General features: G+C 45.0%; 13 protein-coding genes and 2 pseudogenes. 9 read left to right on the forward strand and 6 right to left on the reverse strand.

Features of this window, described 5'->3' with window-relative positions:
* Positions 1–74 precede the first annotated feature (74 nt).
* Complete coding sequence (locus MKX68_RS24690; protein ID WP_340914390.1) at positions 75–830, forward strand: SDR family NAD(P)-dependent oxidoreductase; 756 nt, start codon at positions 75–77, stop codon at positions 828–830.
* Between the two features lie 108 nt (positions 831–938).
* On the opposite strand, the gene MKX68_RS24695 is transcribed toward MKX68_RS24690, so the two are convergent.
* The 4 genes and pseudogenes from MKX68_RS24695 to MKX68_RS24710 all read right to left on the reverse strand — a co-directional run.
* On the reverse strand, positions 939–2,123 hold the full coding sequence (locus MKX68_RS24695) for an MFS transporter (protein ID WP_340914391.1): 1,185 nt from the start codon (positions 2,121–2,123) through the stop codon (positions 939–941).
* A gap of 225 nt (positions 2,124–2,348) precedes the next feature.
* Positions 2,349–2,633: an ArsR/SmtB family transcription factor gene (locus MKX68_RS24700; RefSeq protein ID WP_445671128.1), complete on the reverse strand. Its 285-nt coding sequence runs from the start codon at positions 2,631–2,633 to the stop codon at positions 2,349–2,351.
* Between the two features lie 164 nt (positions 2,634–2,797).
* Positions 2,798–3,133 (reverse strand): ribosomal protein L7/L12, encoded by a 336-nt coding sequence (locus MKX68_RS24705; protein ID WP_340914393.1) that lies wholly within the window; start codon positions 3,131–3,133, stop codon positions 2,798–2,800.
* A gap of 46 nt (positions 3,134–3,179) precedes the next feature.
* Positions 3,180–3,404 (reverse strand): annotated as a pseudogene (locus MKX68_RS24710) (cytochrome P450); the annotation flags it as partial.
* A gap of 266 nt (positions 3,405–3,670) precedes the next feature.
* On the opposite strand from MKX68_RS24710, the pseudogene MKX68_RS24715 reads away from it, so the two are divergent.
* From MKX68_RS24715 to MKX68_RS24750, 8 genes and pseudogenes are all read left to right on the forward strand, one after another.
* A pseudogene (locus MKX68_RS24715) lies at positions 3,671–4,648 on the forward strand (aldo/keto reductase).
* Positions 4,649–5,069: 421 nt separating this feature from the next.
* Positions 5,070–6,170 (forward strand): ATP-binding protein, encoded by a 1,101-nt coding sequence (locus MKX68_RS24720; protein ID WP_074095349.1) that lies wholly within the window; start codon positions 5,070–5,072, stop codon positions 6,168–6,170.
* A complete protein-coding gene (locus MKX68_RS24725) occupies positions 6,158–8,626 on the forward strand; it encodes a DUF5682 family protein (RefSeq protein WP_340914394.1) in 2,469 nt (822 codons plus the stop codon). Before MKX68_RS24720 ends, MKX68_RS24725 begins: the two co-directional genes overlap by 13 nt.
* Positions 8,611–9,834 carry a VWA domain-containing protein gene (locus tag MKX68_RS24730; RefSeq protein ID WP_340914395.1) on the forward strand — a complete coding sequence of 408 codons (1,224 nt, stop codon included), beginning with the start codon at positions 8,611–8,613 and terminating at the stop codon, positions 9,832–9,834. The genes MKX68_RS24725 and MKX68_RS24730 overlap by 16 nt, the downstream gene beginning before the upstream one ends.
* A 19-nt stretch (positions 9,835–9,853) precedes the next feature.
* A complete protein-coding gene (locus MKX68_RS24735) occupies positions 9,854–13,411 on the forward strand; it encodes a DUF4132 domain-containing protein (protein WP_340914396.1) in 3,558 nt (1,185 codons plus the stop codon).
* A gap of 4 nt (positions 13,412–13,415) precedes the next feature.
* Positions 13,416–15,248, forward strand: coding sequence for a hypothetical protein (locus MKX68_RS24740; RefSeq protein WP_340914397.1), 1,833 nt, complete (start codon positions 13,416–13,418; stop codon positions 15,246–15,248).
* Positions 15,249–15,255: 7 nt separating this feature from the next.
* Positions 15,256–15,513: a hypothetical protein gene (locus tag MKX68_RS24745; RefSeq protein WP_340914399.1), complete on the forward strand. Its 258-nt coding sequence runs from the start codon at positions 15,256–15,258 to the stop codon at positions 15,511–15,513.
* Positions 15,514–15,797: 284 nt separating this feature from the next.
* Positions 15,798–18,305 (forward strand): WG repeat-containing protein, encoded by a 2,508-nt coding sequence (locus MKX68_RS24750; RefSeq protein ID WP_340914400.1) that lies wholly within the window; start codon positions 15,798–15,800, stop codon positions 18,303–18,305.
* Positions 18,306–18,475: 170 nt separating this feature from the next.
* Here MKX68_RS24750 and MKX68_RS24755 read toward each other — a convergent pair whose 3' ends face one another.
* Positions 18,476–18,949 carry a YbaK/EbsC family protein gene (locus MKX68_RS24755; RefSeq protein ID WP_340914401.1) on the reverse strand — a complete coding sequence of 158 codons (474 nt, stop codon included), beginning with the start codon at positions 18,947–18,949 and terminating at the stop codon, positions 18,476–18,478.
* Positions 18,950–19,003: 54 nt separating this feature from the next.
* Entirely contained in the window at positions 19,004–19,561 is a 558-nt protein-coding gene (locus tag MKX68_RS24760) for a helix-turn-helix domain-containing protein (RefSeq protein ID WP_340914402.1), read from the reverse strand.
* Positions 19,562–19,895: the final 334 nt, after the last annotated feature.

The raw sequence follows: 19,895 nt of genomic DNA on the forward strand, positions 1-19,895 counted from the left end.
GGCATGTACGTACGCTTCATATCGTATTCATCGATCCAATCACAAGATGACACACACACATGGAGGAGATCAACATGAGTCACGCAGGAAAAGTAGCCATTATTACTGGAGCAGGAAGTGGATTGGGCCAAGCAGCAGCGCTAAAGCTGGCTGAGAAGGGCGCATCCATTGTCGTTGTGGATCTTGTCGAAGAGACAGGTCTTGAAACCGTTAAGCAGATTGAGAAGCTGGGAAGTAAAGCTATTTTTGTACAAGCAGATGTGAGTAAAGCACCTGAAGTTGAGAATTATGTGAAAAAAGCAGTCGAAGAGTTAGGGCGAATCGACATGTTCTTTAATAATGCAGGGATTGCGGGTCCTGGGATCAAGTTGATTGAACATACGATTGAGCAGTTTGACCAGATCATTGATATTAACCTGAGAAGTGTATTCTACGGGTTGAAGTATGTGATTACGGAAATGCTCAAAACAGGTGGGGGTTCCATTCTGAATACAGCCTCCACAGCCGGTATTGTTGGTGTACCTGCTGTTGCACCTTACGCGGCGACCAAACATGGCGTGGTGGGTTTGACCCGCACAGCTGCAATTGAATATGGCAAGGACAACATTCGTGTAAATGCGATTGCACCAGGTACTATTGAGACACCGATGGTTGTTCAGTTTGGTAAAGATAACCCTGAAGTGTTTAAAGCAACCGTTGACAGCATTCCATCTGGGCGCCTTGGCAGACCGGAAGAAATCGCGAACCTGGTTTCCTTCCTGCTTGGAGATGAAGCGCCGTATATCAATGGTGCAGTATATCCAATCGATGGTGCAGTTACAGCCCAATAAGAGTTCAGCTTATCGGTAATAGAATTGCCGTTAAAATGTTTAAAGAGAGGCCACTGTATACATACAGTGCCTCTCTTTTTAATTTGTCTTTTATACTACGAACTCATATCAGGCAACGTTGTGCGATGTATTGGTTTGTGTACTTTTGACAGGTGCTGAACGATACGAGCCTATAACGATGATGACGGCAACAGCAACGCCGACAGCGGCAATCCAGGTAATGGATGACAATGAAACGCTGCTGACCGCGATTCCGCCAATACCTGCGCCGGCAGCCATGGCTAATTGCATGACCGAACTATTCAGACTTAGCATAATGCCAGAGGATTCCGGAGCCATGGTGACAAGGTTATACTGCTGAGTTGGACCCGAAGACCAGGCTGCAAAAGACCACAAAATCAGAACAAGCAAGACAGCGAGATGAGAGCTTGCCGTTATATTCAACAGAAGCAGACTCACGATATGCAACGTCATGCCTGTGATCAGTGTTCGTTTGACACCCCATCTGTCAGCGCTGAATCCTCCAACTTTCGAACCGATCAGACTTGCTATGCCAAATGCGAGTAAAGCTGAACTGAGTAGTGCTTCACTCATTCCTGAAACGGATACAAGGTAAGGTGAAATATACGTGTAGGCAATGGAATACCCAGCTAACCAGAAAAATGTCACCAGCAGTGCCAGTACAATTCGTGGCTGTTTGAGCAAAGAGAGTTGTTTCTTCAGCGGAACAGGCGCTTCTGCTTTGGAAGGCGGAATGGCGGCCGCGATCACCAGCATGGCGAGAATGCCAAGAACGGCGATGCCGGCAAAAACAAGCTTCCAATCCCAAGATGCAGCCACAAGCCTTCCGAGCGGAACGCCAACAATCAAAGAAGCCGTAAATCCAGTGATTACTGTGGCAATTGCACTAGCTTGTTTGCCCTCAGCCGCTATTTGAGAAGCAACCGTTAATGCCGTGACAACAACAACGCCCGCCCCTAAAGCCATCAACACGCGTGCTGCGACGAACAGTCCATAGCCAGGCAGTAGATAGGCAAGAACATTAGCCACAACGAATAGACCAAGGAAGTATAACAACAGCTTGCGCCGGTCCCAGCGCGAAGTGAGTGCAATAATGACAGGTGTACCTAGCGCATATACGAGTGAAAAAATCGTAATGAGCTGTCCCGCAGCGATTAAAGAGATATTCATGGTATCTGCAATACGATCCAAAATGCCGGCAATGACATATTCGGACGTTCCCACAAGGAAGCTGACCAAGGCAAGAACATAGATTTTGAGCGTAGAAGACATGGAACATAACCTCTTTCTGATAGTAATTATTATATTTTTAGAAATATAGAAATAAAGACGATAGAACAAGACATCAATGCTCTGAATGCACCCTATCTGCGCGAATGGTAATGTTACAACCTAGATAATGAATAGTTGATATAAACGTAAACTTAGGTGACCTAGTGCTACTAATAAATATTGTTTCAATATTTCTAATTATATAGAAATATAACTCAAATTTTTTTATTTATTTAGCAGATAAGGAACAAACTTTTGTGCGGTCTCCGTGTTCAGACTGTAGTAGATATACGTACCTTTCTTCTTCGATGTGAGCAGACCACAATCGGATAGCTGTTTCAGATGATGAGACAAAGTCGATAGGGCAACCGTAACAAGGCGGCTCTCCAGATCGGCGGGACACAGGTTGCTTTCGCTCGATAAAATCTGAATGATTTTGTAGCGTGTTTGCTCGCCCAGCGCTTTATGAATTTTGACGACTTGTTCAATCTCATTCGAGTTTGATTGCATCATGATCCGTCCTTTCGTCTTTATTTCTTATTTCTAGTAATATAGAAATAACAGTAGCATATGTCGTTAGAAAAGTAAACTCTCGGTGAAGATTCCAGACTTTCGTCTGTGTTAACAGACGAAAGTCTGGAGTAACTTCCCCCGAGAGTTATGTGAGTTGTATATTACCGATCTAGAGAATCAACATAGTCTTTGGCTTCCTTCAACGAAAGACCTCTAGCTTCACGCAGTCGTTTGATCGCCATAATTTTTTTCCCTTGTTGTATGAGTGCAAACAGTTCCTGATCCAGATCCGTTTGGGCCGGTTGGCTTGTGTGGGAAGGGGATGCTTCCTTCGGCGACAAGGTGTAATTGAAGTCGGAGCGTGTGCCTGCGGTTGAACCGTTCTCCAGACGCTCGACATCTCTTTTCAATTCATTTAATTGGCGTTGCAGGCTGGTGACTCTGACCAGTAACACAAAGATCAGAAGCAGCAAAATGATCCATACCAAGGTGTTCATTTCCATGATGTCATGTGCCTCACTTTCATTTATTCATATTTAGCCATTATTTTAGTTGAACCGGGATTTCCTTGACATCACGAACTATCATGCCGGGTCTCCATTCCAGTTCATTCACATTTGCCTGAAGCTGTATATTTGGAAAACGATTCAGAAGTGTGCTGACTGCAATCTCATCTTCCAGACGAGCAAGCGGTGCTCCCAAGCAGAGATGAATGCCTTTGCCAAAAGCTAGATGCGAACTCTTCTCGCGTGTGATATCGAAAATATCAGCATTCTAGGGTATTGTGTGAATTCTTTGGTAAAAAACGCTGGCTTTGAGGACTCGTTGAATTCATTCGGATTCAAATGCAAAATCTCCTCTCATATTCCTGCATAATACCTGCACCCTCTATATATTCAATACACAAGCTTTTGAAACCTTGTTTTTGGTCCATATGGATGATAGAGCAGGAAAATAGAGGAAGATGGAAGAAGACATGGTAGAGAGAATCGGTTATTATGCTTGGTAAAAATGAAAATGAGGTGAACGCTGACATGTCTTACGCACAACTTCCTTTGCATCACCACCAGATTCCGGCAAGTCGAATGGTTCTTGGCTGTATGCGGTTTGGGGGTGAATGGGATGGGCTCCCCATTACTTCAGATCTTGTCGTAGAAGGTCATCGAGCGGTAGAAGCAGCTCTCGAAATCGGCATTAATCACTTTGATCTGGCGGATATTTACACACGTGGTAAGGCAGAGCATGTCTTGGGGCGAGTTTTATCCGAAACTCCCGGCTTGCGTGAACAGATCATTATATAGTCGAAGTGTGGTATACGTCTTGTGGGTGATGATGAAGGACCGCAGCGTTATGACACCTCAGGTGCACATATTCTGGCAAGTGTGAACGGTATCCTGGAACGGCTCGGCATCGATTATCTGGATATTTTGCTGTTACACCGTCCTGATCCGCTCGCCCATCCGCAAGAGATTGGAGAAGCACTGGCTGAGCTGCATCATTCCGGTAAAGTGCGCCATTTTGGTGTGTCCAACATGGGTTCTGAACAGATTCGTCTTCTTCAGCTTCATAGTAAAGTACCTCTGATTGTGAACCAGCTGGAGATGAGTCTGGACAAAATCGGTTTCGTAGAAGCTGGTGTTACGGTGAATCGACCCCAAGCCAGAGATAACGTGTTTCCCTATGGTACGATGGAATATTGTCAGGCAGAACATATTCAACTGCAAGCTTGGGGTCCCCTTGCTCAGGGGCGTTTTACTGGCAGGGTAGTTGAGGGACAACGTCCTGAAATTGAGCATACGGCTCAATTGGTTGATAGAATGGCTAAGGAGCGTGGAATTACACCGGAGTCTATTGTATTGGCTTGGTTAATGAAGCATCCAGCAGGGATACAACCTGTCATTGGTTCGATTCGACCAGAACGTATTCTGGCCTGTCGTGATGCAATAAATATTGAGCTTACCCGTTATGAGTGGTACGAGCTGTATTCGGCTTCGTGTGGGCGTAGAATGTAAGTAGAGACTTCTGAGAGAGTGGTTCGTTTCGATCAAAATTCATAGATATTGGGTGAAATTTGAACATATAAGAAGACACAAGCTGCTGATGGCCTGTGTCTTCTTTGTAATAATGGGCTTCATTTGGTTGAAACACATGATCAAAAGTGTAATGAATCCTAAGGTCATATGGCCTACAATGCGTTTGCATGGGTAATAAGCATGCTGATTCGGAGCCGAAAACAGTGTTTAGGCACGGTTGTAAGGATAATTCACCTTCATATTTGTGCTAGAGGCTATGTCCATGGACTTAGGAAGAGTGCTGATAAGAAGGACGTTTCAACCATTTTTATCGTTTTACCGGGTAGTTGTTCGAGGGCTGTGATAAAATGATAGGAATAAGAACATACGATCTGTTTATGTGAGAGGAGACACCTTGACGATGGAGATGCTTAAACCACCTGCCGAGACATTATACGAGGTTGAATTACGTGCGCTGCGAGAGGAAGACCAGGGCAAACGTCCCCCGAACTGGCTGTTATCTCCCGCCTATGTGCGCGATTTTATTATTGGCAGGGATAAGCCTGCATTATTAAATGGAGAAGAGATCACGATTACCCGCAAATTCTATGGCAATGACGTGTTAATTGAACGTGCAGTGGTTACTCTGGCAGGCAATCGAGGATTAATGCTCGTGGGAGAACCCGGGACAGCCAAGACCATGCTGAGCGAACTGCTGACCGCAGCAATCTCCGGAACCAGTCTGAATACGATTCAAGGTACAGCAGGCACGACAGAAGATATGATCAAGTATTCCTGGAATTACGCCATGTTGCTTGATAAAGGCCCTTCGGAAGCTGCGCTTGTGCCATCACCGTTATATAACGGCATGAAGAAAGGCATTCTTACCCGTTTTGAAGAGATTACACGTTGTCCCGCCGAAGCACAGGATAGTCTGATTAGTATTCTCAGTGACAAGGTCATGAGCATTCCGGAACTGGACGGCGGTGTACTGTTTGCCCAACCAGGATTTAACGTTATTGCTACAGCCAATATTCGGGATAAAGGGGTAAACGAAATGAGCGGTGCCTTGAAACGCCGGTTCAATTTTGAAACGATCAAGCCCATTCATAACGTGAAGATGGAAGCCAAAATTATTGAGTCCCAGGCACGAAGCCTGTTATTACATAGTGGAATTGATATTGACATTAACCCGGATGTGGTTGAATTGCTGGCTACAACATTTATGGAACTGCGCACCGGCATGACACGGGAAGGCTACAAGCTGGACACCCCTCAAGCATCCATGAGTACGGCAGAAGCAGTGTCTGTCTATGTCCAGAGTGCGATGACTTCCTATTATTACGAAGATAAAGCGATTGCGCTGGATCGGTTGGTACAGAACATGTTAGGGACCATTGCAAAGGAAAACGACAAGGATCTGTCCATTCTCAAAACCTATTTCTCCAAGGTCGTAAAAGAGCGTTCCAGGGAAGAGGGAATGTGGAAGGACTATTATGAGGAGAGAAAATGGATCGGTTAACAGCAGTTCTGGACCCTGATGTTGTTCAGTTACAATCCTTGTTCGAATCCCAGGTGTATAACCTGAGTAATCCTACGGTCTATTATCCAATACGACACCATAGCCCTGCATGTTCGTATCACTTGTTACGATTAATTGAGGAGTACAAGCCAGATATCATTTTGATTGAAGGACCGGAGAGCGGTAATCCATTAATTTCGGTGCTGAGTGATGAGGCAACCTTACCTCCTGTCAGTCTGTACTATACCTATGAGAGTGAATTGGAGAGAGAAGCCTGCTATTATCCGATGCTTCGGTATTCACCTGAATATGTAGCTTTGAAAGAAGCAAAACGCCTGAACATTCCGGCGAAGTTTATTGATTTGGACTATCAACACTTCTCCACTCGTGCATCCAAATCCGGCCAGACAGAACAAAAGGAGATCTCCATTCAGGACGAAACCTTGCTTGCGGGCTCTGACTTCATTAACCGTTTGTGTCAAAAAACAAACTGCCGCAGTTTTGATGAATTGTGGGAAAAGGTGTTTGAGATCGGTGGCCTGGAGAAGTCTACTGAGGAATTCGTGCAGGATGTATTCACGTATTGTACCTTATCCCGAATGTGTTATTCCACGGAACGATTACAGTCTTCAGGTGATCTGGCAAGAGAAGCACATATGAAACAACATATTAATCAAGCGGTGCGGGAGCATGACCGTGTGCTTGTCATTACCGGTGGATTTCATACGTATGGACTGTTGATGTCAGAGAAACATGAATCGGAATTGGAACAGCCAGAAATGGATAAACGGCATACAGACCGACGTTTGGATGGACAAGGTAAACCAGGAACGTCTCAACAAAGTGCGGTTAATCCAGACACGGTTCACCAACAAATGTACCCGATGGTCTATACCTTTGCTGAAGCGGATCGGCTCAATGGATATGCGAGCGGCATGCCTTATGTAAATTATTACGATCAGATCTGGAACCAGCTGCTTCGCAAAAAGAGTACACCGTATAATCTAACGGCTCTGGACTTGTTATCCCGGCTGATGCGCCAATTACGGAACGGTCACGAACATGTATCAACGAGTGATGCGATTGAGGCGTACAGCATGATTCAAGGTCTTGCCGGGCTTCGGGGTAAAAGGGAAGGCGGCGTCTATGAGTTGATGGATGCAGCACTCTCTTCCTTTGTGAAGGGGGAGCTTACCCTGGCTACCGATAAACCGCTGCAAGAGCTGCAGCAGTTATTGACTGGAGACGTCATTGGAAGCGTGGCTCCCAATTCATTCAGTATTCCCATCGTGGAGGACTTCAAGGCGCGTTGTACAGAGTACAAACTGCAGATTCGTACAACAGGTCAACACAAGAAAGTGCTGGATCTATATGCAAAACCGGAGCATCGTCAGATAAGTCAATTGATTCAATGCATCACCTATCTGGTTCCGGAATTTGCGAAACGGCAATCGGGGCCGGACTGGATCGCAGAGCGTGATATGAATCTTGTTCGCGAAACCTGGGTTTATATGTACTCTTTCCGTATTGAAGCCAGATTGATAGAAAACTCTCTTTATGGCGGAACGCTTGCTGGAGCGGCTACACGCAAAATGGAGGAACAGATGCAAGAAATACCGGATCATCATAGCGGTGAACTTGCCCGACTCATGCTTCAAGCGTTACTCATGGGGCTTCAGGACACAGCGATGAAACTCTATGAACAGGTCCGCTCAGCGCTGAGAACGGACGGAAATTTTATATCCTTATGTAATAGTCTGCATGTCTTGAACCGAATTCATCAACACCGCAGGTTGCTGGGATTATCTGACGAGCAACATCTCCCTGATCTGGTATCCGAAGCCTATAGGAACGCCGTGGACAAGTTGTTACAGCTCTCCAGAGCTAACCCGGATGAACATGAAGCCATTATTCAGGGATTGAAGCTGCTAGCCATGCTCGCAGAGTCATCGGAGGAGTATTTTCAGGATGAGACATTCCGAATACATCTGAATGAGCTTCTATCTGATCACCAGCTTCCGGCTCAGCTGGAGGGTGTGTGTGTGGCTATTTCCTCAGGGCTCGGTGACAGGCCAAGGGATGAGATTGTTGATCGTGCTCGCGGGTATATCCATGGTACACCGGATCAGACCCGTCAAACCGCACTTTTTTTACAGGGAGTATTCACTGTAGCACGTGACGCTTTTTTATATGAAGATCAGCTGTTATCCGAGTTGAATTATCTGATTGAACAGCTGTCATACGAGGATTTCATCAGTATGGTACCGGAATTGCGGTTGGCATTCACCTACTTTACACCAATGGAGACGGGCTTGATTGCTGAACGGGTGGCGAGTCTGCATCAGGTTGAACCAGAGGAGATGCTAAGGCCTGCGGTCGATGAACAGATGCTGATTCAGTCCAAGAAGTGGGATGAAGCGCTTCGAAAGGAGTTTACCGCATGGAAGCTAATATGAATGAAGCGAATCGGACAACGGGCGAAACCAGAGATATCAGTGAAAGTTCCAATCCGGATGGAAGCCAACGAGGGGATCAACATTCTGCTGAAACCTTAAATCGCTGGCGTCTGATTCTCGGTGAATCGGCTGAAGAGGGGCTGTGCAATACAGAGCAATATACTTCGGGTGAATTTCAATATACGGAAATCGATGAGATTCTGGGGTATCTGTATAACCGTGAATACGGTGAAGAACAAGGTTACCGAAAAGAGGGAGGACGCGGTGCGTCTAATCTGACTGTACCAAAATGGTTGCACAAAGTCAGGGAACTATTCCCCAAATCAACGGTAGAAATATTGGAAAAACAGGCGCTTGATCGTTATGGGCTGACAGAATTGTTAACGGACAAAAAGCTGCTTGAATCCCTTGAACCAAACATGAATCTGCTCAAGAACATTATGCAGTTCAAAGGACGGATGAAAGGTGAGGTGTTAAAGAGCGCCAAGGAGATCGTGCGAACCGTGGTTGAAGAGCTGCGCAGTAAGCTGGAATCTCAGACCCGAGCGAGTATCATGGGCAAGCGCAGTCGCTATACCTCGAGTTCAGTACGATCCTTGCGCAATCTGAATTTCAAGCGAACCATCACCAAGAATTTGAAGAATTACGATAAAAACAAGCGCAGATTTGTGATTGATCGTCTGTATTTCGACGGGAATATACAGCCCCATAACAAGTGGAACATCATCATTGGTGTAGACGAAAGTGGCAGTATGCTGGATTCAGTCATCTACAGTTCGGTGATGGCCAGCATCTTCTATCGCTTGAATGCGTTGCGCACGAAATTATTCATATTTGATACGCAGGTTGTTGATCTGAGCGACAGACTGGAAGACCCCGTAGACGTGCTCATGAATGTACAGCTCGGTGGGGGGACACATATTACCAAAGCGTTGCGATATGGCGAGACGTTAATCGATAATCCAGGCAAAACCATCTTTATTCTGGTCAGTGATCTGGAGGAAGGGTACCCGATCGCGCAGATGTACAAAGCCTGTAAAGATATCATCGATGCAGGATGCAAATTGCTGGTTCTCACCGCGCTCGATTTTAACGGGGATTCAGTCTATAACAAACATGCCGCACAGACATTAACCAATATGGGGGCACATGTAGCAGCAATTACGCCTAACGAACTCGCGGATTGGATTGGCGAGATCATCACTTAAATTCAAGGAGGAATGTGTAATGCTTACAGCAGACCGCGCAGTTGAAACTTTGGTGGAGAAATTCGCAGTAACCTGTTCAAACGAGTACTCATTAAAAACAGATCGAAGCTCCGAAATTATTGATTATGTCTTGGGAACGACAGACAAGTTCCCGGATATGATGGGAAATTCGAGTCATTATGTGTATCAAACGATTGATCTGCTCATGAAGCTCGCTAAAAAAGACGATGGAGATATCTTTTACCGAGCCGGGGCTATTGTGATATATCTGGAATCCAATTATTCCAAAAGAAGTTCATGGAGAACGGATGCTTTTACTGTCTGTATGGGAAATGATTCAGAAGCCTACGGATTGAGCGGGAAGAGCAAAAGCGCTGATCGCATGGGTGGGTTGTTGGCCCGGTTGGAGAAGATCAAACAGTTTGCGGGCGAGAACGAAATTTCGGCTGAATTAAAGAGCAAATTAAAGCGTGCCCAGTGGCTTTTTGATTCCAAAAAGGCTGACACCCAGGGGGATTATCGAGATGTAATCAATGCGTTAATGCTGCTACAACTATATTCAAGACTCAGTGACACGTCTTCTCATCTTGCAGAGGTTCAATCTTCTGCTCAATCGTTACCCGTATTGTTTCAACATGTGATGGCTAATGATCCAGATAAGTTGCGGGACGAGCTACATACGTTGATTGAACCTGTAGTGGTAAGTAATATTCAAGGAAAGCATAACGGATCATCCCAAGAATTGAAGGATGAATTCCTCAAAGAAAAGCGCAGTCGGCTCATAGCTGAGCTGTATCCCAATACGTCTTTCTCTTCAAAAGAGCAATGTTCAAACACCGTATTCCATCAAACGATGGTACTTGTGAGTGGTGCCTTGTTGTACCTGATTAACATTAGTGGAGGTAAACAACGGTTCCTTGATACAAATAGTGAGATTGGGCATGTTTTGCTTCACACAATACATCAATTACATGAGATTTATCCACTTGAAGTTCGCCGTTACTTGCTGAGTATGGACCCTAGAGCAAAAAGTCCAAATGATCTGCTTGCTGGACTTGTGCCTCTGGATGAGCCTTATCAGTTGGTTGAAATGTTGCGGGACGAGCTTAATTCGTACACGGTATCTTGGAACATGTTACAATCCGCGATCGCGAATCGTCCTGAACAAGCGATTCGAGCATACGAGATTATAAAACCGCCATTCCTGAAACTCTGCATTCAGAAATTCATGGAGGATCAAGGATTGACATTGCCTAATGCGGAGGGCTCACTGGAGCAAGCGGTATTTAACGCTCTTCGGCATCCTTTGGACGGGGGACGTCAAGGACTTGCGATTGCAAGATACTTAAGTGGGGAAAACACCCTGGAGGAATATTGGGAGGACCCGAATAGTCGTGGGTTGTTTAATCAACTGAATCGGGATAAGAAGCGTGTTCACAACCTCATTAGTATTAGTTTTCTGCCCTTGGACTCGGAGGCGATGCGCAGGTTCGCAATTCTGACCACTCATCCTGATTGGACACTGGATATTATCTCGGACATGTACAATTCATACGCGTTTAGTGGAGAGCAGCTGCTTCAACGTTATGGGCAAGATCCTGAGGTGCAACGTGAGAAATTGCTAACCAGCCTGATCTCACTCAATGGCATGACCGACTATAGATACAAATCCATGCCGCATGACGAATACCGCCGAATCATTCAGCAGAATCTGGACTATGCACTGACACAGTACAAGAAACTGCCAACGGATACGCGCATTTTAATTCTGGAGATAACCTTTGAACAGCGTGATGAGTTATCGAAGAAAATATTGGCCGAAGCGATTCGTGCCGGATTGCAGGATTCTTCCAAAAAGGCCAATGGCGTAGCGTTAGCGGAATTCAACCGAATTCCTGATCAGGACTTGTATACGCGCGTATACCTCTCGGAGAAAAAAGTGGCGATCAAAGAGATGGCTTTGACCGCAATCCGCAGTCTGGAAAACAGCAAGGAGCTGTATGGTGAGCTTTTGAAGAAAGAGAAGTCCGATGAGTGGAAGAGCTTGATCCAAATTCTGCTGGATACCGCAGATTTAAGTCCAGAGTATGCCCATGCTGCACTCGCTGATCAGGCGGATGCCAAAAAGTTGTCGAGACTGAGCTGGTTGTCCTTGAAAGATCTCCCTTCACTGATACGTATTGAAGACAATCAGCCTTTAGATGACCGGATTAAACAGTATGCTTTGGTCCAATCATTGGATCATACATCCGGTCCTAATGAACGGTTGAATGAATTACGGGATTACGTAAGTGAGGCATCGCTCGCTCGTTTTGCAAGTGAATTGATTCAGGTCTGGATTCAAGAAGGTGCCCCCGCGAAAGAAAAGTGGGTGATGTATGTTTCAGCACTTTTTGGCGATATTCAGATTGTGAATATTCTGGCTCCGCAAATTAAGGAATGGACAGAAAACAGCCGCGGCGCGATTGCAGCAGATGCTGTAAAAGTGCTCGCTTATCTGAAAGATCCATCTGCTCTAATGGCGATTGACAAGATCAAACGTGGCGTGAAGAACCGTCAGGTGAAAGGTGCTGCTGAAGAAGCGTTGCAGCTTGCCGCCGATAATATGGGACTTACCTCGGAACAACTGGAGGATCGGTTAGTCACTACGCTTGGTTTTGATGAAAAAGGAACCATGCAGCTGAGTTACGGAGAACGTTCCTTCCTGATTAAGGTAAATGGAGACTTGCAAGTCGTTGTACTCAATGAAGAAACGGGCAAATCCGTGAAGAGTCTGCCTGCTCCTGCACAGAAAGATGATCCCGAATTGGCAGCGCAGTCCAAGGCACGTTTCACACAGCTGAAAAAAGATCTCAAATCCATGGTTAACATTCAGGCGCAGCGTCTGGAAGAGTCATTGTCCAAGCAACGTCTGTGGTCTGCCGATGAGTGGAAAGCATTGTTTGTACAAAATGTAATCATGCAGAAATTTGCTGTTGGTCTGATCTGGGGAACGTATGAGGATGGCGCTCTGATCAGCACGTTCCGTTATATGGAGGATGGCACCTTCAATTCTGTGGATGAAGATGAGGTTGATCTGCCTTCGGGTGCGCAGGTGGGACTTATACACCCGCTGGAATTGGATCAGGCGACGCTTGAAGGTTGGACAACACAGTTGGAGGATTACGAGATCAAGCAGCCATTTGAGCAATTGAATCGTGAGATCCACCAGCCAGAAGATGAGGACAAGACGAAGAATGAATACGATCATCTGCCCGAGTCTGACTTTTCACCAACGGCTTTCCCAAAAGCACTGGAGAAATACGGTTGGATCAAAGGACCGGCTCAGGACGGCGGCTGGTATCATGAATTTTATAAAGAGTACGGAGATCTTGTTGCGGAATTGCAATTCAGTGGTACGAGTATCACGTATTACGAGGGATTGGATGACATTACCCTGGAATCCCTTCATTTCTTCAAACCGAATAACAAGCAATATTATTACTATGGTGACAACAAACCCATTGCTATAGGCAACGTTCCAGGTCGCGTGTTCAGTGAAACGATCTACGACATTCTGAGAGCAACGGGGCGTTGATGACGTGAGTGGATTCAAGGAGAAATTCCGGATTTTTTCGAAGCTGTGTACGGAGGATTATTTGATTCGGTATGCCAACAAGGGGTTGTACAAAAGGTCTTTGAAGGAGTTGGACAATGGTGTAAGTGTGACGTACACATGGAATGAATCATCTGTGAGTTGTCAGCTCAGTGACGGGACCCAATGTACGCTTGAAAACACGCTGGATCATTGGGAATGCTCCTGCCCGGCCGATCATATCTGCAAGCATGTGCTGATCGCCATACTGTATGATCAACGGGAATATACGGCAGAGGATTCAATGAATGCAGATGAGAAGCATGCGCTGGATAAGGATTCAGGGATATCGGATAATGATCCGTTGGACGTACCCAAAGACGTATCAGTAAAAGAATCAGTATCAAACTTAGTATTAAACGTGGACGATTCAAGCGAAGTTCCACATACGGTATCACGTGAGATCGAGTCTCGCTTCCGCTGGATGACGGAGTCTGATCTTACCGTGTTAATTAAATCGTATAGTTCTTCCATGATTGAGGAAGTTGTTTTCCGACTGAGATACCCAGAGGAAATTAAGATCATTGAAGACTCACTTCTTACGGTTCATCTGACCACACAGAATATCGAGGTGTCTTTTACCGAGGAAGCGAGCCTTGCAAAAGCACTATGTAAGGTACCGCAGACAGCCGGGAAAATGGCCAAGCTTGAAGCGTTGTTACGGTATCGGAACTTTAAAGGTCTGGATGATACGGATGCATTAAGTGGACGGGTGTACGAAGCCAAGTTCTCTCTTCAGACAGTACAGGAATGTCGGGGTATGCTGGCAGGATTGTTGAAGACGGGACTGGCCCGTCTTCCTCAGTCCTATATGGCACAACTGGAGACTTTGGCAATCGCTGCTCATAGTGGTAACCTGCCTGACATAGAACGCAGTTTACGAGGGATTCAAGGAGAACTACAGTTGTTTTTCAACAGACATATACGTTTTTCCATGCAATCCATGTTGGATCGGGTGAGCAAGCTATATCTTGCACTCCAGGTTCTTGAAGAAGAAAAGGTGTCTGTCATTCAGCAGAGTCAGCTCATTGGCAGTTTTCGAAGTAAATACTTTACGGTTCCTTCACTTCACCTGTATGGACTGGGAGCTGATGCGTGGGAGACACGATCCGGTTTCCGTGGAATCACCTATTATTTCTATTGTTTCGATGATGAGGAAATCTACACCTATAGCGATGTACGTGCTGTATATTACGATGATCAGCAGTTCTCATATACAGAGCATTATGGTGCATTCACACCATGGCTGCCTAGTCTGACCTTTCGCCAGTTCGTCGGTGAAGAAGTTCAATTCCATTGCGTTAAAGTGAATGAAGAACGCCGGATCTCTTCCGGGGAAGGTGCCAAACTTGCGATTTTGCCACGAACGGGTGTGGAAACGTTGAATCTGGGCAAAACCATGCAAGACGTAACGTCTGTTCTTCAAGAGGAATCGCGAACATTCGACTTGTTTGCTGCTCCCAAAGAACGATTGGCTGTAATCAAAGTTGCTCGAATCGTGGACCATAACTTTGTCAAACAAACGCAGGAGCTTGTCCTGACGGTTGAGAATACCGAAGGGGAAAGACTGGCACTCACTCTCCCGTATTCATCTGACTGGCAGGCGATGATCCAAAGACTGGAGTCAGGATATGGTTCCCAATCGCTTGAACACTTCTATGCCTTTGTGCGTGTGGAACCAAAACGGATTAGCCCAATCAGTTTCCTGAAGGGTCAAACGGTGCTCAGTCTGAAACTGGATATCGGTAATGGAAGGATGGGCAGACTTGGAAGAATATAATCAGTTCATGCAGAAAATTAACGGCTGGTCAGAAGAGTTGTTGCTGCGCGGGTTATCTCAGTTTACGATCCGAGATATTGAGGTACTTGAGCAGCTCACAGCGGAATCCTTGCGGTTGCAGATGACTTTCTTGCATGAGTTGTTGAATCACCTCATCAAGGAAGGGCGTAGCGTGGCTCTTGGACAAGGTAATGAAGAGTTGCTGTTATTTCAGTATTGTCGTCTCACCCAATATGTACAATTGAGTGTGCAAGAAGAGGCTTGATATTGGTTAGTAATCGAAGCGAAGGCCCATGAGAGCGATATGATGTATTAAATAAGATGTATTATAGGATATAAGAAGATTTGCAGAAGGCCATAAGGTCACTGCAAATCTTTTTTGCTATTCTGGAGTTTGATGTATTACAGATCGAAAAATATCATCATTTGATGTTTGTTTAGAAACAGGATGAGAATTTCAATTGTTCTCAGTTATATTCGTTTTGATGTCATATCCCGATTTATGACGCATACCATTAGGCGAATGCGGTCATAAGGGAGGAAACTGAGATGTCCATGAGCGAACCGCTGTTAACACAAATTGTGAATCAACATATTCCGGCTGGTGCAACGGTCGTCACTATTGATAAACCTGTTCAACATCCAGCGATCTATGCGGCTGATCTTACCGGTGACGGTATGCCGGAGATTGCTGCAGTCTATCAGTTGAATGGTGAGCTGTATTTGCTCATTCTGAAATTTGTTCAAGGACATTGGATCAAGATGGCACTAATCAAGGGATTGGGGTATGGGGTGACTTTAATGACTGCAGCCCCTGTAACTTCAACGGCAAGGAACAATCTCATTATCGGTTGGCGGATTGGTTCTATTTGGTCTAAGCTTGCCGTGTATGAGTGGACGGAATCAGGGCTCAAAGATCTGGCGCCTGACGATCTATACTATAGCTATGCAGAAATTATAGATATGCCTGGTCCGCATGGTCGAGATGGGAAAGTGGAGATTGCACTCTGGATACATGACACAGGTGAAGCCTATCGTGTGGAGATTATCCGATGGCAGAATGGGAAATGGGTTCCTGCACCGGACGTATATGCAACCTATTATTCAAAGGTGGTGCAATATTACGAGCAACTAACCCAGCAATATCCTGATTATATCTTTTACTGGTATTACCTTGCGGATGCTCAGTACCATGCGGGCCAGTATCCGGCAGCACTCGCTTCCGTTCAGAAGGCACTCAGTTTCCCGGAAGCTTATCCTTCCAGAGAGGTACTACAAGAGCTGGAAAAGAAAATAAAGCAGGCGATTGCCCCTATAAGCCATGCCCGGGTAACGACATGGTTATATCCAATCTCCGTTCGAACCACGAGTGGGACGCGTTGGGGGTATATGGATGCACAAGGCCACATTCGGCTTGAGCCGGTACTGGATGACGCGCAAGAGTTTCAGCCCAATGGATTGGCTGTGGTTGTGAAGGATGGTCGAGCCGGCGTTATTAATCTTCAGGGGCAGTATGTCGTGCAACCTGTATACGATTCCATCAATTCCTTTTCCGAAGAACGGGCGATAACCATTGATTCTCAAGGATTTAAGATGATTAATGAACAAGGTACGGTTCTGACCAAACGGGCGTACCCGTATATCTCGAATATGAACGACGGTCGAGCATTATTTTACGATTCTAATCCTGGTCAGGCAGATGGATCGGTGAGTCGGTATGGTTATCTGGATGCATCGGGCAATGAGGTGATACCTGCACAGTTCGCTTCTGCGAATGATTTTCAAGATGGCAAAGCGGTTGTGCAGATTAAGGACAATGAATATGCGCTCATTAATCGCAATGGACATCGGCTCGCAACGTATCCATATGCCTATGTGGGACCACTGGGGGATGGACTGCTTGCTTTTCAAAAAGAAACCTCGGGCAAATATGGGTACATCGACGAACGGGGTAATATTCGCATTCAGCCCAAATTTTCATCGGCATTTCCTTTTAGCGGCGGGCAAGCGATTGTTAATACAGCAGAGGACTACAAATCGATCTACGGTGTTATTAATACGGAGGGATCGTTTATCATTCAACCCGCGTATAATGACATCCGCGAACTAGGCGAGCATCGTTATGCGCTGGGGCAAGCAATTAATCCGGAGCAGCCGTATATTGGCTCTGTATACGCGATTGCAGATACCAATGGCAGAAGACTTACGGAGTTCCTATATCGCGAAGTGGGCAATTACAAAAACGGCCTTGCTTCCGCATCGGATGGCAGACAGACCTATCTGCTGGATTTGAGTGGAAGACCTGCCGCTGGGTATCCACATGTAGAAGGTTCGGGAATGCTGGAGGTCGTGGCACCAGATCTGATTAAGGCCTATGTAGACCAGCGCTTATCGTATGTGAATCGGGCCGGACAGATCATCTGGCGGCAAAATACAATCGTTCCACTTCATCCACCGTACCGTGTACGCGAAGAGAAGTACAAACCAAACAGGGACTATCTCGTATATTATCCGCAGGTGGAGGGATTAACGAACCAAGCGGAGCAGCTTGCGCTGAATGCCAAGTTGAAGCAACTCTCCCAGGTGAAACCGATCCCTGCGGATCAGCAGCTAGATTATACGTATACAGGTGATTTTGATATTACGTTTTATCAGCAGCAATTGCTGCAACTGCAACTCACAGGTTATAACTACCCGGCGGGTGCAGCGCATGGTATGCCTACGATGATCTATGCGATCATTAATCTGACGAATGGTCAGTTGTATGAGCTGAAGGATTTATTTAAAACGAATAGTGACTACGTAAAAGTGTTGAGCCAGATTGTGGGGGATCAGATCAAAAATGATCCTCAATACTCGTATGTGTTTCCGGACACTTATACGGGGATTAGTGCGGATCAGCCGTTTTTTGTCACAGCGGATGCTCTGCATCTCTACTTCAATCCATATGACATCGCGCCCTATGCGGCAGGGTTTCCAACGTTTACGATTCCTTTTGTCCAGATCAAGGATATCATTAATACAGAAGGTTCGTTCTGGAAAGCTTTCCATAGTTGATTGAGGGTACAGCCAACATTTTAACGAAAATATACGCTAGGGACGTTAAGGCGCAAAGACAGCGAATTTTTCCTGCTTTAAGCAAATGTCCGCTGATACTTAGCGTATATAACAGTCAAAATGTTGGCGCTATCCCCATATAGAACTACTCCATAGAGAACTACTATAAATCAATCATGCCATCCTTTACATACATCAATCCACTCTGAATAACTAGAGTGTTTTTCTAATTGTTTTATTGTAAGTTCAATAGCACTATTACTACTCCCGCAAGCTGGATAGATTGTCTCAAAACGTTTTAGAGATATGTCTAGATAAACAGAAACATCATTTTTAATAGCAAATGGGCAAACACCTCCAATGGCATGACCAACCATATCCATGGCTTCATCAGGAGAAAGCATTTTTGCTTTTGTTTTGAAATACTCTTTGAATTTTTTGTTATCCACTTTTGCATCCCCGGCAGCAACTACTAAAACCGCTTGTCCATTCACCATAAAAGAAAGTGTTTTTGCGATTCTCTCTGGCTCACAACCTAATGCAGTTGCAGCCAAATTCACGGTTGCACTAGATACTTCAAATTCGATAATTTCAGAATCCATACCATATTGTTTAAAAATATCTTTTACTTTTTCAATTGCCATAATCATGACACCTCATTTTAAAATATTTTCTTGAAGATCATAGATGAAACTTGCCTATGTTCTTGGGTAAAAAATCATGTTGTAAATGACACATGGTTCTTGATAGGGATTATTATAGGAATGAAAAACATTAGCACGAAAGCGGAGTGCTTGATTTTCTTTTAGAACAATTTTTTTTGTGTTGACCACCAGCTCTAACATACCTTGTACCACAAAAACATATTCTTCCACACCATCAAGGTGCTTTTCAGATGGATGGTGACATCCAGGATCAAATTCGATATAAAATATTTCAACGTTACGGGTAGGGTCAAAAGGAAAAACAGGAAATGCTCTCATTTTTCCATCATTTTCAATGATAGCGTCTTTGGACCGTGTATCAACCACACTGCACTCATCTTCTAGCTCTTCCAATAATAAAGATAAAGGAACTTTTAAACCCACTGCGATTTTCCAAAGAGTTGTAATCGTTGGTGAAGACTGTCCTCTTTCAATCTGTCCAAGCATAGGCTTACTTACATCAGTAAGTTTAGAAACATCTTCAAGTGTGAGATTTCTAGTTGCTCGTATTTCTTTTAACCGTTCTCCAATAGTTAATACTGGCGATTGCATTGCATCACTCCTTTTGTATGTTATAACATATTAAAATGTAATATAACATACTAACAGTTGAATTCACATAGGGGGCAGTTTAATGATGTAAGTAACTCCTTCACATATTTATCCATACTAAATGGAAAATATTACGGGAGTTACAGATCAAAGAAGTCATATTTGTCTATACAATAAAAAAACGAAAAATTTCTCCAACAACACTTCTTTTGCTTGGCGAGAATGTAAATACTTCACCATTCATTCTCAAGTTAAGCGACGAGGTCATATGCCCAATAGGGCTTATAAGATGCTGGGAGACAACAATAATCCGTGATGAGGTATTATTGCTCCG

Origin of the sequence: Paenibacillus sp. FSL M8-0212 (assembly GCF_038004645.1) — a bacterium.
Lineage (GTDB): Bacteria > Bacillota > Bacilli > Paenibacillales > Paenibacillaceae > Paenibacillus.